The organism is Aedoeadaptatus ivorii, assembly GCF_030815095.1.
GTDB classification, from domain to species: domain Bacteria; phylum Bacillota; class Clostridia; order Tissierellales; family Peptoniphilaceae; genus Aedoeadaptatus; species Aedoeadaptatus ivorii.
In genome coordinates this window covers 185,485-198,212 of record NZ_JAUSWF010000001.1, presented here as the reverse complement: position 1 = coordinate 198,212, position 12,728 = coordinate 185,485, and the positions used below count along the sequence as shown (strand labels likewise).

The following is a 12,728-nucleotide window of genomic DNA, read 5'->3' as shown; positions in this document are numbered from 1 at the left end:
AAAGCGCACTCAGTTCCAGATTATTCTTCGCTATGATCTTCCGAGGCTTCCAGTTCGTCGAAGTTGATAAGATCTCCAATGGCCATGGAGAAGTTTTCTTCTTCCGGTTTACTTTCCGCTTGCGGACGGTCTTTGCGACGGGGCTTTTGATCTCTTTTGGGTCTTTGGCCGCCTGCGGGTTCGTCTTCGCCACCCGGTTGCAATGCCTTCATAGACAGGGAGATCTTCTTGTCGTCGTAGTTGATGTCGGTAACGCGGACTTCGATTTCTTGTCCGATTTCCAAGACGTCGGAGGGTTTTTCCACGTGTTGTCTGGAGATTTGAGACACGTGCAGCAAACCGTCTACGCCGGATTCGAGTCGAACGAACGCGCCAAAGTCGAGAATGTTGACGACGGTACCCTTCACGTCGTCGCCGACGCTTACGGTTTCGATAAACTCATCCCAGGGCTTTTTGGTGGTTTGTTTCAGACCCAAGGCAATGCGGTTTTTCTCTTCGTCGATCTTGAGGACCAAAACCTTTACCTTTTCTCCGGGGCTGACCACGTCGCTGGGGTGCTTGACGCGGTTCCAGGAAAGTTCGGAGATGTGAATCAAACCGTCTACGCCGCCGACGTCGACGAATGCGCCGAAGTTGGTCAGTCTTTGGACGGTACCTTCGATAAATTCGCCTTCTTCCAAAGTGCTGTAAACTTCCTTGCGCTTTTCTTCGATTTCCTTTGCTTCGACGTTTTTACGGGAAAGGACGAATTTTCTTCTGCCCTTGTCGAAATCGATGATTTCGCATTCCAAATCCTGATCTACATACTTGCTGAGATCTCTTTGGAAGCGAACCGATGCGTGAGATGCGGGAATAAAACCGTTCAGTCCGTCGACTTCGCAGGTGAGTCCGCCCTTGACGACGTTGGTAACGTGCGCCGTAACGATCTCACCGTTTTCGAATTTTTCTTCCATTTCGTCCCATACCTTCATGTTTTCCACACGCTTATAGGACAAAACTACATTACCGTCTCCATCGTCCATTTTCATAACATAAACCTGAATTTCGTCTCCTTGTTGGAAGAGCTCTTCGGGTTTCACATTGGGATCGTTGGACAATTCATCTCTGGAGATAATGCCGTCCGCACGGTAACCGATGTTGACCATGACTTCGTTGTCGGTTACGTAGAGGACTTCTCCATCGACGATCTCGCCGCGACGTACGCGCGTAAAGGAGTTCTCGATGGCCTCCATCATTTCATTGTTCATTTCATCCCTGCTAAAGTTATCCATTCTACTAACAGCCTCCTTGATTACCGAATCCGGAGTGGATGCCCCGGCGGTAATACCAATTTTATTAAATTTTTTAAATGGACGTAGATCGAGTTGATTTATGGTTTGAATGTGATAGACATTTTTACAATGTTCGGCCGCAATTTTTGCAAGCTTTATCGTATTCGCACTATTCTTACCACCTATAACGAGCATACAATCCACATTTTTAGCCAAATTCCGACACGCCTTTTGGCGGTCGTTTGTGGCTTCACATATGGTATTATACCTTAAAATCTCGCCTGTGAAAACACCTTTTAGGCGATCTTCCACCATATCTACGTTTTTTCGGGGGTTTGTCGTCTGAGAAATCAGCGCGATCTTACTTTTTCCCTCGAGGGGCAGCGCATCCACCTCTTCCGGCTTTGTAACGACATAGATCTCTTCGCCGTAACTTACGATGCCCTGAATCTCGGGATGATTGGGATCGCCCACCAAGACCACCGGAATCGACGACTCTTGTATATCTTCCGCTATGCGGTAGATCCGCGCCACAAAGGGACAGGTCGTATCGACCACTTCGTTTCCCCTTTCGACGAGCTGCGCTTTCAGTTCCTTCGGGATGCCGTGGCTTCTGGTGATCACCGTCGCATTTTCGGGCAAGCGCTCGGTGTCGATCTCCTCGACCCCTGCGTCGCGTAGTTTTTCGTTGACGGCGGCATTGTGAACCAGCTCGCCCAAGATCTTTACATTCTCGTATTCCCGAGCGGTCTCAAAGGCGAGATTTACAGCGCGCTTTACGCCGCCGCAAAAACCGTAAGACTCACTCAGCAAGATTTCCAATATAACTTCCTCCTTCGTAGATGGTGTGCAACAAGGCACGTCCCATGTGTTCGTATTCTTCGTCGGTCAATTTCTTTTTTTCGAAAACCACGGGATCGCGAAATACAAAGACCTGCCGGCGAAAGGGCTTGTACGCATCCCGGATATAGATCGGCAGGATTTCCGTTCCGGTGCGGGAAGCCAATAGCACGGTTCCTTTCTTTCCGGCGCCGTAATTCGCCTCTTTTACCCGTGTGCCCTCCGGAAAGATCCCCAGCACATTTCCCTCTTTGAGTATGCGCATGGCGCGCATGACGCTCTTGGCGTCGTTGTTTTCTCTGTCGACGGGAATTGCGCCGACGCCGTTTAAGATGGCCCTTAAAATCGGATTGTCGAACAGTTCCCTCTTTGCCATCCAATGGATCTGCCGGGGAAAGAGGATCGATAGAATCAAGGGATCCAAATAGCTTTTATGGTTCGCGACGACGATATAGGCTCCGTCTTCCAGTTTCGGAAAATTTTCTACACGATAGGGGTAGATCAGCTTTAAAAAAAAGCCGACGACGTATTTGACGAAATTATAAAACATCCGCATCCTCCGCATAGGTCGCCATTCGCTCTACGACCTCTTCGGGCGAAAGCGAAGTGGAATCGACGAGAATCGCATCCTCCGCCTGTACCAAGGGCGCCACGGCGCGCGCCGAATCTTGAAGATCTCTGTTGTGCAGGTCCGCGCGAATTTTTTCCATAGAAACCGATTCCCCCGATTCCTTGCGCTGCAGATACCTGCGTCTTGCGCGTTCTTCTTCGGTCGCCGTCAAAAAGAACTTGAGTTCGGCATCCGGAAGCACGACCGTTCCGATATCCCTGCCTTCCATAACCGTACCGCCGCGATTCGCCAAACGGCGCTGCAGCGCCAACAGATACGCGCGCACTTCCGGCTCTTTCGACAGCGTGGAGGTAAGCGATGAGATGCGCTCGGTTCGAATCTCATCGCCGACGGCGCGTCCGTCGACGTACGCGCTTCCCGCGCGGTAGTCGATTTCGTGTTCCTCAAGGACTTGGATCAGTGCCTCGATATCCTCCGTCGTATGCGCCCGATCGGCGATATAGGCGATGGAGCGGTAGAGCGATCCGGTGTCGATATATTCGTAGCCCAGGCGCCCCGCCAGCGCCTTGGCGATGGCGCTTTTGCCCGCGCCCGAAGGTCCGTCTATGGCAATGTTGATCTTCATTTATACCTCCTGTGCTGCGCTCGTTCCCGCGAGATGGCCCGTCGAAAACGCGATCTGTAGATTGTACCCGCCGGTGGGGCCGTCGACATCCAACAACTCGCCGGCAAAATACAATCCCCGGTGGCGTTTGGATTCCATTGTCGACGGATCGACCTCCCGTACCTCTACGCCCCCGGTGGTCACGATCCCCGTATCGGCATCGAATAGGCCGCGGTATTCCAGTGGATATGCCTTCAAGAAATGGAGGATCCGCGCGCGCATTTCTCTTGTAATTTGATGCGACGGTAAGTGGCGATCGATGCCGGTATGTGCAAGCAGCGGATCCACCAGCGCCTTGGGCAGCATGGTGGCAAGGAGCGTCGCCGCCTCCTTATTCGGTGCCCCCGCGATCTCTCGGAGTATGCGCGCATCTAAAGTCTGCTCGGAAAGCGACGGTTTCAGATCAAAATACAGACGCACCCCAGGCAACCGGTTGATTTTGGACGAGAGGCTTAGGACAATCGGCCCGCTGATGCCGTAATGGGTAAACAGCATTTCCCCGAATTCTTCAAATATACGCCCCTCCGCCTCGGCATAAAGCCGCACGTTTTTTAGCGACAAACCCGTGAGCGATTCGCGATCGGCATGTTCGGTTCGCAGGCCCACCAGGCCCGGCAACGGGGCGATCACACTGTGGCCGAGCTTTTTTGCAAATTCGTAGCCGTCGCCTCTGGACCCCGTCTTGGGATAGGTCATGCCGCCGGTGGCGAGGATCACTTTATCGGCAGAGATTGCGCCTTGCTCGGTCTGAACGATAAATTTTGGGCCGTCGGGCTGTATATCTGTGACGGCACAGTGGAGCCGTACTTCCACCGAGCGCTTCTCTATTTCCCGCTCTAGACAGCGAATGATATCCGACGATTTGTCGGATACGGGAAAAACGCGTTCGCCCCTTTCCACTTTAAGCGGCACCTTTCTTTCGGTAAAAAAACTCTGTAGCGCATATGTAGAAAAGCCGTAATACGACGAATACATAAAAGACGCGTTTCTGTGCAATCGCTCAAAAAATAGCGCATCCGCACAGTCGTTGCACAGATTGCAACGGCCTTTCCCCGTAATAAACAGCTTCTTTCCTACCTTCTCATTTCGATCCAATAAGAGCACCGGTTCACGGCCCGATGCGGCGATGGCGGCCATCATCCCAGCGGGACCCGCTCCTACGACGACGATCACATTAATACCTCTCGATCAAAATCCACTGCGGCGGGTCGTTTGCCTGATTGGGAAAGCCCACGCAGCTGATGTGAAATTTCTGTTGGGAAAGACCGCGCAAAAACGCGTAGGTTCCCTCGTATTCTCTCTTCCCCTCTTCGTGTCCGGGGTATACGCAAAGACTGATGATGGCCTTCGGCTTCATCTTTTTCGTCACGACGGATAGGGCGCGCTTCGTGCTTTTCCACATCGTGGTGATCGCCTTGTCGCCGCCAGGCAGATACCCCAAGTTCATGACAAATACATCGATATCTTCGATCTGCAAATGCGCCTCGATCTGCGCGTGAGAATCCAAGATCAATTCCGCATTCAAAATCCCCGCCTTCTCCAATCTGTCGGCGGTTTTCTCGAGCGCCTGCTCTTGGATGTCGAAGGCGAAGACTTTTTTTGCCCGCGCCGCGCAAAAGACGGTATCTTTTCCGTTTCCGGCGGTAAGGTCCGCCACAATATGCTCGGGTCGCAAAAACGTCTCGAGAAAAAAATGGGACCACGCCACCGCGCCCGAAGGAACTAGCGCCATGCTTTCAGCTTCTCCACTTCATGCCGCTTTAAGGGCCGGTATTCTCCCTTGCCCAAGCGCCCCAAACGCAAGGGCCCGAATTCTGTGCGCTCCAGGGTGACGACTTCCGCACCCACCGCTTCAAACATGCGGCGAATTTGGCGGTTTCTTCCCTCGGAGATGGTGACCTTCAGCCGCGTCTTTTCGCCACGATCTTCCAAAATGACGAATTCTGCCGGCGCGGTCGGTCCGTCGGAAAGCGTAACGCCCGCAGAAAGGGTATGCGCCGTCTTTTCGTCGATCTTTCCCCGCACGGTAACCAAATAGGTCTTTTTGATGCCGTATTTCGGGTGCAAAAGACGCTGGGTCAAGGTGCCGTCGTCGGTTAAGAGCAACAATCCCGAGGAGTCCATGTCTAAGCGGCCGACGGGATACAAACGCGCATTGCCGAATCCTTCTACAATATCCAAGACGGTCTTTCTTCCTTTGTTGTCCTTAACGGTCGAAACCACACCGCGGGGTTTGTTGAGCAGCACATAGGTATGGGCACTCGGCAAAAATATGCGCTTTCCGTCTACCCGCACAATATCGCCCGGCTCCACTTGGTGGCCTTGGGTGTCGACAATCGTTCCGTTGACGCTGACCCTGCCCGCCGCGATGATTTCCTCGCAATTTCTGCGACTGTCCACGCCGGCATGGGCCATAAACTTCTGTAATCTCATACTTCCCCCAGGAAATTCTGTTCTTCTGTGCCTTCTTTCGGCAGATCTTCCAAACTCTCGAGGCCGAATTTTTTCAGAAAAAACTCGGTGGTGCCGTACACATTGGGCCTGCCGACGATCTCTCGCTTTCCCAGTATCCGCACCAGATCCGCCTCCTGCAAGTTCTTCAGCACCTGATCGCAGCGAACGCCGCGAATCTCCTCGATCTCGGCCTTTAAGACGGGTTGGCGATAGGCGACGATCGAAAGCGTCTCGAGCGCCGCATTGGTGAGGTGTTTTTCTCGCGTCTTTTGCGCGTAATCGGAGATCTCCGAAAACAGTTGCGGCTTTGTGGAGAGCTGGTAGCTATTTTCGGTACGAACCAGACGCAGTCCGCTTTCTTCTGCTTCCAACTCTCGCGCGTATTCGCCGAGAAGGGACCGAACTTCCTCTTTTCTTAAAGAAAGCGCATCGGCAATCTCGCCTTCGGTCAGAGGATCGCCCCAGGCGAACAGCAAGGCCTCCAGTCTCGCCTTAGGATGCATGTTCTGTCTCCTTTCGCATAAGAATAATGTCGCGACCCGCCTGCGTGCATACGATCTTTTGGTTTTTGATCAATTCTAACATCGTCAGAAAAATTGTCACCACTTCGATCCTCGACTGTGCATCTTCTACCATATCGAAAAATCGCGGTTCTTGCCACTTTCGGAACGCTTCGGCGATCTTATGGCGCGCCTGGCGAAAGCTATACTCCGCCGCCGGAATCTTCTCCAGGGCGTTTTGGGCGCGTTCGTGCACCCGAAATCGGCGCATCACTTCTCGATACGCGACCATCAGCTTGTCGCTGCTTTCGTCCTTTAAGAGATTCTTGGAATCGAAGCGCGAAAAGTCCGCCTGCTTACGGTATATCGCACCGCTTTCCGCCTCCGCCATTCGCCCGAGCACTTCCGCCTGTGCCTTTACCTTCTGATACTCCACGATCCTCTCCGCCAGCTCTTTTCTCGGGTCTTCTTCCTCCTCTTCCGCTTCGTTCGGGGCGACGCGCTTGGGAAGGAGCATGCGACTTTTGATCGCAAGCAAATAGCTCGCCATGGCGAGAAAATCGGCGACCGACTCCATATCCAAGCCGTCCATGCCGTCGATATACGCCATAAAATCGTCGACCAGAATATGGATTTGAATGTCATAAATGTTCATCTCGCGATTACGAATCAGCTCGATCAAAACTTCCATGGGCCCCGAAAAGGAGCCGTACTCAATACAAAAAGACACTGCCGATACTCTCCCCGAAGCGGAGAAATACATCCATTAAGGCGTAAATAATGGGCCCGATGACGCGAGAGATCACGCCAGTGATGACCCCGACAAAGAGCAAAATATAGAAGTATCGCTCGTAGCGGTAAAAGGCGTATTCCATATCCCGCGGCAAAAGCGACGCCAAAACTTTGGATCCGTCTAGGGGCGGGAGGGGCACCAGATTGAATACGCCGAGCATGGTGTTGTACCACAGGGAATGGAAGAAGAAATTGCTGATCGCATACCCCGCACGGGACGTCCACCACAAAAATACGGCACTGATCAAGGCAAAGACAAAGTTTACGCCGACCCCCGCCAAAGAGACCAGGATCATGCCCTGTCTGCGGTTTTTGTATCGGGAAGGATCGATGGGGACCGCCTTTGCCCAGCCGAAGCGAAACACGATCATAAACAATAGGCCCATGGGGTCGATGTGATCGAGCGGGTTCAGACTCAACCGGCCGTCGCGTTTTGCCGTCTCATCTCCCAAGAGATAAGACACATACCCGTGTCCCACCTCGTGGCCGACGATGGCGATGACGAGGGCGGGAATCGACCAAATCCAAACACTAATGTCCATATACGACCTCGTCGATAATCAAAGGCAGCGCTTTCGACTTCTCCTCGCCGATCCGCACCGTCTTCAAATACCTCTGTTCGATGGCCTTCATATCGACGCCCGGCTTTCCGTATAAGACGGCGAGCACATCGCCTTCTCGTACGGCATCGCCGACCTTCTTCGTAAGATATATGCCGCTTCCGAGATCCAGCGCATCTTCCATGGTGATTCTGCCTGCGCCCAAATCCCGGGAGAGGATCCCGATTTCCGAGGCCGGAAGCGCCTGAATATACCCCGCACGGTCCGATACCACCTCGAGCGTTTCTTGGGCCCGGGGCAAGATCGAAAAATCTTCGACCACGCGGCCGTCGCCTCCCTGATTTTCCACGAAATCGCGGAATTTTTGAAGCGCCGTGCCGTCGTGCAGCAGGCTTTCGAGCCGTGCACGGATCTTCGCCTCTTCTCCGCCTTCGGCGAGGAGAATCAGTTTGGTGGCGAGATGCAGGCAAAGCTCTGTTAAATCTTCTGGCCCTTCGCCCCGCAGGATCTCTATGGCTTCTAGGATTTCGATGCCGTTTCCTACGGCACGGCCCAAGGGCTCTTCCATGCGCGTGAGTACGGCGATGGTCTTTCGGCCGAAGTTCTCGCCGATATCTACGAGTACATCGGCGAGGGCATGCGCCTCTTTTTCGTCCTTCATAAAGGCGCCGTCGCCAACCTTGACGTCCAAAAGCAGGCAGTCACCGAGGATCGCGAGCTTCTTACTCATAATACTCGATGCGATAAGAGGGATTGCATCGACCGTGCCCGTCGCATCGCGCAGGGCATAGAGCTTCTTGTCCGCCGGGGTGATATTCGCCGTCTGCCCTGCCACGGCGATGCCCGCTGTGTTGGTGGCTTCGATAATGCCTTCGACGGAAAGATCCACCGAAAACCCGGGAATGGCCTCGAGCTTATCCAACGTCCCGCCGGTATGGCCGAGCCCCCTGCCGCTCATCTTGCCGAAGGGCAGGCCGTAGGCGGAAAGGAGCGGGCCGATAATCAACGTCGTCGTATCCCCTACCCCGCCGGTGGAGTGCTTGTCGAGTACGGGGCCTTCGATCGCGTTTAGATCCACCGTATCGCCGGAGTCGATCATGGAACGGGTCAGCGAAAACGTCTCGCGGCGGTCCATTCCCTGAAAGTAGATCGCCATCAAAAGCGCGCTCATCTGATAGTCTTTGACCGCGCCGTCTACATAGTCTTCGATCGTCTTTCGAATCTCTTCGTCGGTAAGGCGCACGCCGTGTTTTTTCTTTTCAATTACATCCAATATACTCATTTATAACTCCTCGATCGCCATGGTTACCAATTTCTTAAAATCGTCTGCGACCCGGGCAGATACCTCGATCACCTCTTCGTGCTCCAAGGGTTGATCCAAAATACCCGCCGCCATATTGGTGATGCAGGAAATCCCCATTACCCGCACGCCTCTGTGCCGGGCGATAATCACTTCCGGCACCGTGCTCATGCCCACGGCGTCGGCGCCGAGTAAGCGCGCCATGCGGACTTCCGCCGACGTCTCGTAACTGGGTCCGGTCATATAGAGATACACCCCGTTTTGATGGGCGATGCCTTCGCGCGTCGCGATGGTATCAACCAAATCCGCAAGTTTTGTATCGTAAGCGCAGGACATATCGGGGAAGCGCTCGCCCTTGCCGTCATTGGGGCCGATCAGCGGATTCTTTCCGTTAAAATTGATGTGATCGCGTATAATCATCAAATCGCCGGGGGAAAAGTCTTCGTTGACCCCGCCGGCGGCATTGGTAACGATCAGCGTCTCCACGCCGAGCTCGCATAGGATCTTGGTGGGAAACACCACCTCTTTGATATCGACGCCCTCATAAAAGTGAATGCGCCCTTTCATGGCGACGATCTCTTTTCCACAGAGGGTTCCGAAAATCAACTCGCCCGAATGCCCTTGTACCGTCGATTCCGTAAAGCCCGGAATCTCGCCATAGGGAATGCGGACCGCATCCTCGAGCGTATCGGCGAAATCCCCCAAACCGCTTCCCAAAATTATCCCGATCTGCGGGTTTGTGTCGGTTTTCGAACGGATATATTCAATCGTTTTTTGCATGTTTTTCTCTCATTTCCTTTACAAAACAGATGCCGATCACGGTTTTTGCGTCTATAATCTCTCCCAATTTGATTTTTCGCATGGCTTCGTCGAGATCCAGATATACCACTTCCAGGTCTTCGGTCTCGTCTAGGTGCATTTCACCTTGCTTCGGATTTTCACAGTAAAAAATGTGGATCTTTTCATTGGTAAATCCGGGAGAGGTGTAGGCCTCCAGCAAAAACTCCGCAGAGTCGGCGATTAAGCCCGTCTCTTCCGAGAGCTCGCGAATCGCCGCGTCCATAGGGTTTTCGTTGTGACCGATCAAGCCCGCGGGCAATTCCAGCAATTCTTTTTTTACGGCGATCCGGTACTGTTTTACGAAGGGGATCTTTTCGTCTTCGCAGAGCGCCACCATACAGGCGCCGCCGGCGTGCTCTACGATCTCGCGCTTGCCGTAACGCTGCCCTTCCAATTCTACCGTACTGCACCGAAGGGTTACGACTTTGCCTTCGTAAATTTTTTCTGTCCGTATGACTCGTTCTTCGGAAATCATTGCTCCTCCTTTATACGGGCTTCCATCATTTCGCGGGCCGTTTCTCTAGTCTGCATCGTATCTTCGCCGCTGATCATCATCGCCAGGGCGCCAATGCGTTCTTTATAATCCAAGCTCTCTACGACCGAAACCGTCCGGCCGTCTTCTGTAATTTTTCGGATGCGGTATTGATTGTCCGCACCGGCCACGACCTGCGGTAAGTGACTGACGACGATAAGCTGTCGTTTCTTCGCCAATTCGGCCATCTTTTTCGACACGACTTTTGCGGTCTTACCGCTCATGCCGGTGTCGATCTCGTCGAGTATCAAGATTTCCCTTTCGTCCATATCCGTAAAAATACCCACAAAAGCCAACAAAATCCGACTCATTTCGCCGCCGGATGCGATATCCGCCAGCGGCTCCATGGACTCGCCTTCGTTGGTGGCGGCCATAAACCGTATGCCGTCCAGACCCGTAGTCGAGAGCTCTGTCTCGAAAAAATCGATCCGAAATTTTGCCCCGCGAATATCGAGATCGGCCATTTCTTCTTCCATCCGCGCCTCTACCACTTTTGCCATCTTTAAGCGTCGTGCGCGGAGTTGTTTCGAAATTTTTACCGCTTCCTCTTTTAGGGCTTCGGCTTCTTTCATCCTATTTTCTCGCAATTCGTCGTAGGCGTCGAGCTCTTGCATGCGTTTTTCGCTCTGTGCCAGAAAGGCGAATATCTCTTCGATGGAGTTGCCGTATTTGCGCTTGGCGCGGTTGATCTCGTCGAGCCGATTTCTGAGTTCTTCCAGACGCTCGGGATCCTCTTCCGCTTGGCCTTCGGCGTCTCGGACGCGGGCGGCGATGCCCTGAAAGCCGTAGCGGATATCGTCGAATTCCCCTTGCAGGTCGCCATAGCGCTCGTCGTATTCCCGCACGCGTTCCAGCCCTGCGCCAAAGCGATCCATCAGATCGCGAATGCCGCCGTCTTCATAGGCCAAGGCGCGCATTTCGGCAAAAGAATCCGCGATCAAAGAACTATTGCTCTGCGCGCGAAATTCCGCTTCCAATTCCTCGTCTTCGTTCTCTTCGAGAGCGAGATCCGAGATCTCGGTGATTTGATAGCGCAAAAGATCTTTCTCGCGTGCGAGCGTCGCGGGATCCTTCTCTCCCTCCTTGAGCGATGTTTCGAGCGTTTTGAACTTCGCCAAGACCTCCGATAAAAGGCGCAGGTCCCGGGCCTGCTCGCCGCCGCAGAACTTGTCCAGGACTTCCAGTTGGTAGCGCGGCTTAAACAGTAGTCCCGTCTCGCCCTGAAAGGAAGAGAAGGCGATGGTCGCACCGAATTCCCGAAGGACCGCATTGGTGACGACTTTCCCGTTGATCTCCGAGATCGAAGGGCGATCTTCGTAAAGGGTACGCTCGACGATAATGACGTCTTCGAAGGGAATATGCGAGGCACGCAAAAAATTCAGCGCCTTCTCGTTTTTCGTAAAAAACACGCCCTGAATCGACGCCGAATCGGCGCCCGTTCGAATCATATGCTTTTGTGCCCGGCCGCCGAGCAATAGGCCGACGGCGTCCATAATAATCGACTTTCCCGCCCCCGTCTCGCCGGTAAGAACCGAAAATCCTTCTTGAAATTCGATGCGGGAATGTTCGATAATGGCAAAATTGTCGATCTGAAGACGCAGAAACATCAGCGAAATTCCTCCCAAGATGCACGTATCACCGAATCGATATCTGCCGCCGTCTCGGCGCGCGGATCGGCGGATAGGAGCATTAAAAACTCCGTATTGCCCGACGAACCCTGAATCGGCGAATGGGTCAGACTCTCTATATACATACCACAGTCAGAAACCAATTGAACGATTTTTTCCAATACCTCGCGATGTACTTTCGGATCGGTAACAATACCGCCTTTTCCGACCTTTTCCTTCCCCGCCTCGAATTGCGGCTTGATCAAGGCGGCGATTTTGGCATCTTCTTTTAAGAAAAGCACGGCACGCGGCAAAACCAGTTCCAACGAGATAAAAGACACGTCGATGCTCACAAAATCGACGGCATCGGGAACGGCTTCTTTCGGCAAATGGCGGATATTGGTGCGTTCCATCACCACGACCCGCGGGTCGGTGCGCAGTTGATAGTCCAGCTGATTATAACCCACGTCCACCGCATAGACCTTTTTTGCCCCGTTTTGCAACATGCAATCGGTAAAGCCGCCGGTCGAGGAGCCGATGTCCATGCACACCTTTCCGTTCAAATCGATGCGATGCATCTGTATGATCTTTTCGAGCTTGAAGCCGCCGCGCGATACGTATTTTAAGCTGTGGCCCTTCACCCGAATCTCTTCCGATACATCGATCATCTGGCCCGGCTTTTCGATGCGCTCCGTTCCGATAAAGACTTCGCCGGCCATAATCATTTTCTTCGCCTTTTCCCGGGAAGGCGCGAGGTTTTTGTTGTGCAGGAGTACGTCCGCTCGCTCTTTCATATT

General features: G+C 53.2%; 14 protein-coding genes. All 14 read right to left on the bottom strand.

Annotated features, from left to right (window positions below; translation table 11 throughout):
* Positions 1-20: 20 nt before the first annotated feature.
* From QO008_RS01030 to QO008_RS00965, 14 genes are read right to left on the bottom strand one after another with little or no spacing between them, the layout of a single operon-like run.
* Positions 21-2,093: a bifunctional 4-hydroxy-3-methylbut-2-enyl diphosphate reductase/30S ribosomal protein S1 gene (locus QO008_RS01030; RefSeq protein WP_126465358.1), complete on the bottom strand. Its 2,073-nt coding sequence runs from the start codon at positions 2,091-2,093 to the stop codon at positions 21-23.
* Positions 2,074-2,661, bottom strand: a complete 588-nt coding sequence (locus QO008_RS01025; RefSeq protein ID WP_307383527.1) for a lysophospholipid acyltransferase family protein — start codon at positions 2,659-2,661, stop codon at positions 2,074-2,076. The genes QO008_RS01030 and QO008_RS01025 overlap by 20 nt, the downstream gene beginning before the upstream one ends.
* On the bottom strand, positions 2,651-3,307 hold the full coding sequence (gene cmk / locus QO008_RS01020) for a (d)CMP kinase (RefSeq protein ID WP_307383523.1): 657 nt from the start codon (positions 3,305-3,307) through the stop codon (positions 2,651-2,653). Before cmk ends, QO008_RS01025 begins: the two co-directional genes overlap by 11 nt.
* Positions 3,308-4,519 (bottom strand): BaiN/RdsA family NAD(P)/FAD-dependent oxidoreductase, encoded by a 1,212-nt coding sequence (locus QO008_RS01015; RefSeq protein WP_307383521.1) that lies wholly within the window; start codon positions 4,517-4,519, stop codon positions 3,308-3,310.
* A gap of 1 nt (position 4,520) precedes the next feature.
* Positions 4,521-5,078, bottom strand: coding sequence for a tRNA (mnm(5)s(2)U34)-methyltransferase (locus tag QO008_RS01010; protein WP_126465352.1), 558 nt, complete (start codon positions 5,076-5,078; stop codon positions 4,521-4,523).
* A complete protein-coding gene (locus QO008_RS01005; RefSeq protein WP_307383515.1) occupies positions 5,069-5,779 on the bottom strand; it encodes a pseudouridine synthase in 711 nt (236 codons plus the stop codon). The genes QO008_RS01010 and QO008_RS01005 overlap by 10 nt, the downstream gene beginning before the upstream one ends.
* Positions 5,776-6,303, bottom strand: coding sequence for an SMC-Scp complex subunit ScpB (gene scpB / locus QO008_RS01000; protein WP_307383513.1), 528 nt, complete (start codon positions 6,301-6,303; stop codon positions 5,776-5,778). The genes QO008_RS01005 and scpB overlap by 4 nt, the downstream gene beginning before the upstream one ends.
* Positions 6,293-7,030, bottom strand: coding sequence for a segregation and condensation protein A (locus tag QO008_RS00995; protein ID WP_164715209.1), 738 nt, complete (start codon positions 7,028-7,030; stop codon positions 6,293-6,295). The genes scpB and QO008_RS00995 overlap by 11 nt, the downstream gene beginning before the upstream one ends.
* On the bottom strand, positions 7,014-7,634 hold the full coding sequence (locus QO008_RS00990) for a site-2 protease family protein (RefSeq protein WP_307383510.1): 621 nt from the start codon (positions 7,632-7,634) through the stop codon (positions 7,014-7,016). Before QO008_RS00990 ends, QO008_RS00995 begins: the two co-directional genes overlap by 17 nt.
* Positions 7,624-8,934, bottom strand: coding sequence for a thymidine phosphorylase (locus tag QO008_RS00985; protein ID WP_307383508.1), 1,311 nt, complete (start codon positions 8,932-8,934; stop codon positions 7,624-7,626). Before QO008_RS00985 ends, QO008_RS00990 begins: the two co-directional genes overlap by 11 nt.
* Positions 8,935-9,732, bottom strand: a complete 798-nt coding sequence (locus QO008_RS00980) for a purine-nucleoside phosphorylase (RefSeq protein ID WP_307383505.1) — start codon at positions 9,730-9,732, stop codon at positions 8,935-8,937.
* A complete protein-coding gene (locus tag QO008_RS00975) occupies positions 9,716-10,267 on the bottom strand; it encodes an NUDIX hydrolase (protein ID WP_126465337.1) in 552 nt (183 codons plus the stop codon). The genes QO008_RS00980 and QO008_RS00975 overlap by 17 nt, the downstream gene beginning before the upstream one ends.
* Positions 10,264-11,931, bottom strand: coding sequence for a DNA repair protein RecN (gene recN, locus QO008_RS00970; RefSeq protein ID WP_307383501.1), 1,668 nt, complete (start codon positions 11,929-11,931; stop codon positions 10,264-10,266). Before recN ends, QO008_RS00975 begins: the two co-directional genes overlap by 4 nt.
* A complete protein-coding gene (locus tag QO008_RS00965; RefSeq protein WP_307383498.1) occupies positions 11,931-12,725 on the bottom strand; it encodes a TlyA family RNA methyltransferase in 795 nt (264 codons plus the stop codon). Before QO008_RS00965 ends, recN begins: the two co-directional genes overlap by 1 nt.
* Between the last annotated feature and the right edge of the window lie 3 nt (positions 12,726-12,728).

Coding starts and splice junctions, on each gene's coding strand:
- QO008_RS01025 (WP_307383527.1), bottom strand. CDS start 2,661: ATGTTTTATAATTTCGTCAAATACGTCGTCGGCTTTTTTTTAAAGCTG.
- cmk (WP_307383523.1), bottom strand. CDS start 3,307: ATGAAGATCAACATTGCCATAGACGGACCTTCGGGCGCGGGCAAAAGC.
- QO008_RS01010 (WP_126465352.1), bottom strand. CDS start 5,078: ATGGCGCTAGTTCCTTCGGGCGCGGTGGCGTGGTCCCATTTTTTTCTC.
- QO008_RS01005 (WP_307383515.1), bottom strand. CDS start 5,779: ATGAGATTACAGAAGTTTATGGCCCATGCCGGCGTGGACAGTCGCAGA.
- scpB (WP_307383513.1), bottom strand. CDS start 6,303: ATGCATCCTAAGGCGAGACTGGAGGCCTTGCTGTTCGCCTGGGGCGAT.
- QO008_RS00990 (WP_307383510.1), bottom strand. CDS start 7,634: ATGGACATTAGTGTTTGGATTTGGTCGATTCCCGCCCTCGTCATCGCC.
- QO008_RS00985 (WP_307383508.1), bottom strand. CDS start 8,934: ATGAGTATATTGGATGTAATTGAAAAGAAAAAACACGGCGTGCGCCTT.
- QO008_RS00980 (WP_307383505.1), bottom strand. CDS start 9,732: ATGCAAAAAACGATTGAATATATCCGTTCGAAAACCGACACAAACCCG.
- QO008_RS00975 (WP_126465337.1), bottom strand. CDS start 10,267: ATGATTTCCGAAGAACGAGTCATACGGACAGAAAAAATTTACGAAGGC.
- recN (WP_307383501.1), bottom strand. CDS start 11,931: ATGTTTCTGCGTCTTCAGATCGACAATTTTGCCATTATCGAACATTCC.
- QO008_RS00965 (WP_307383498.1), bottom strand. CDS start 12,725: ATGAAAGAGCGAGCGGACGTACTCCTGCACAACAAAAACCTCGCGCCT.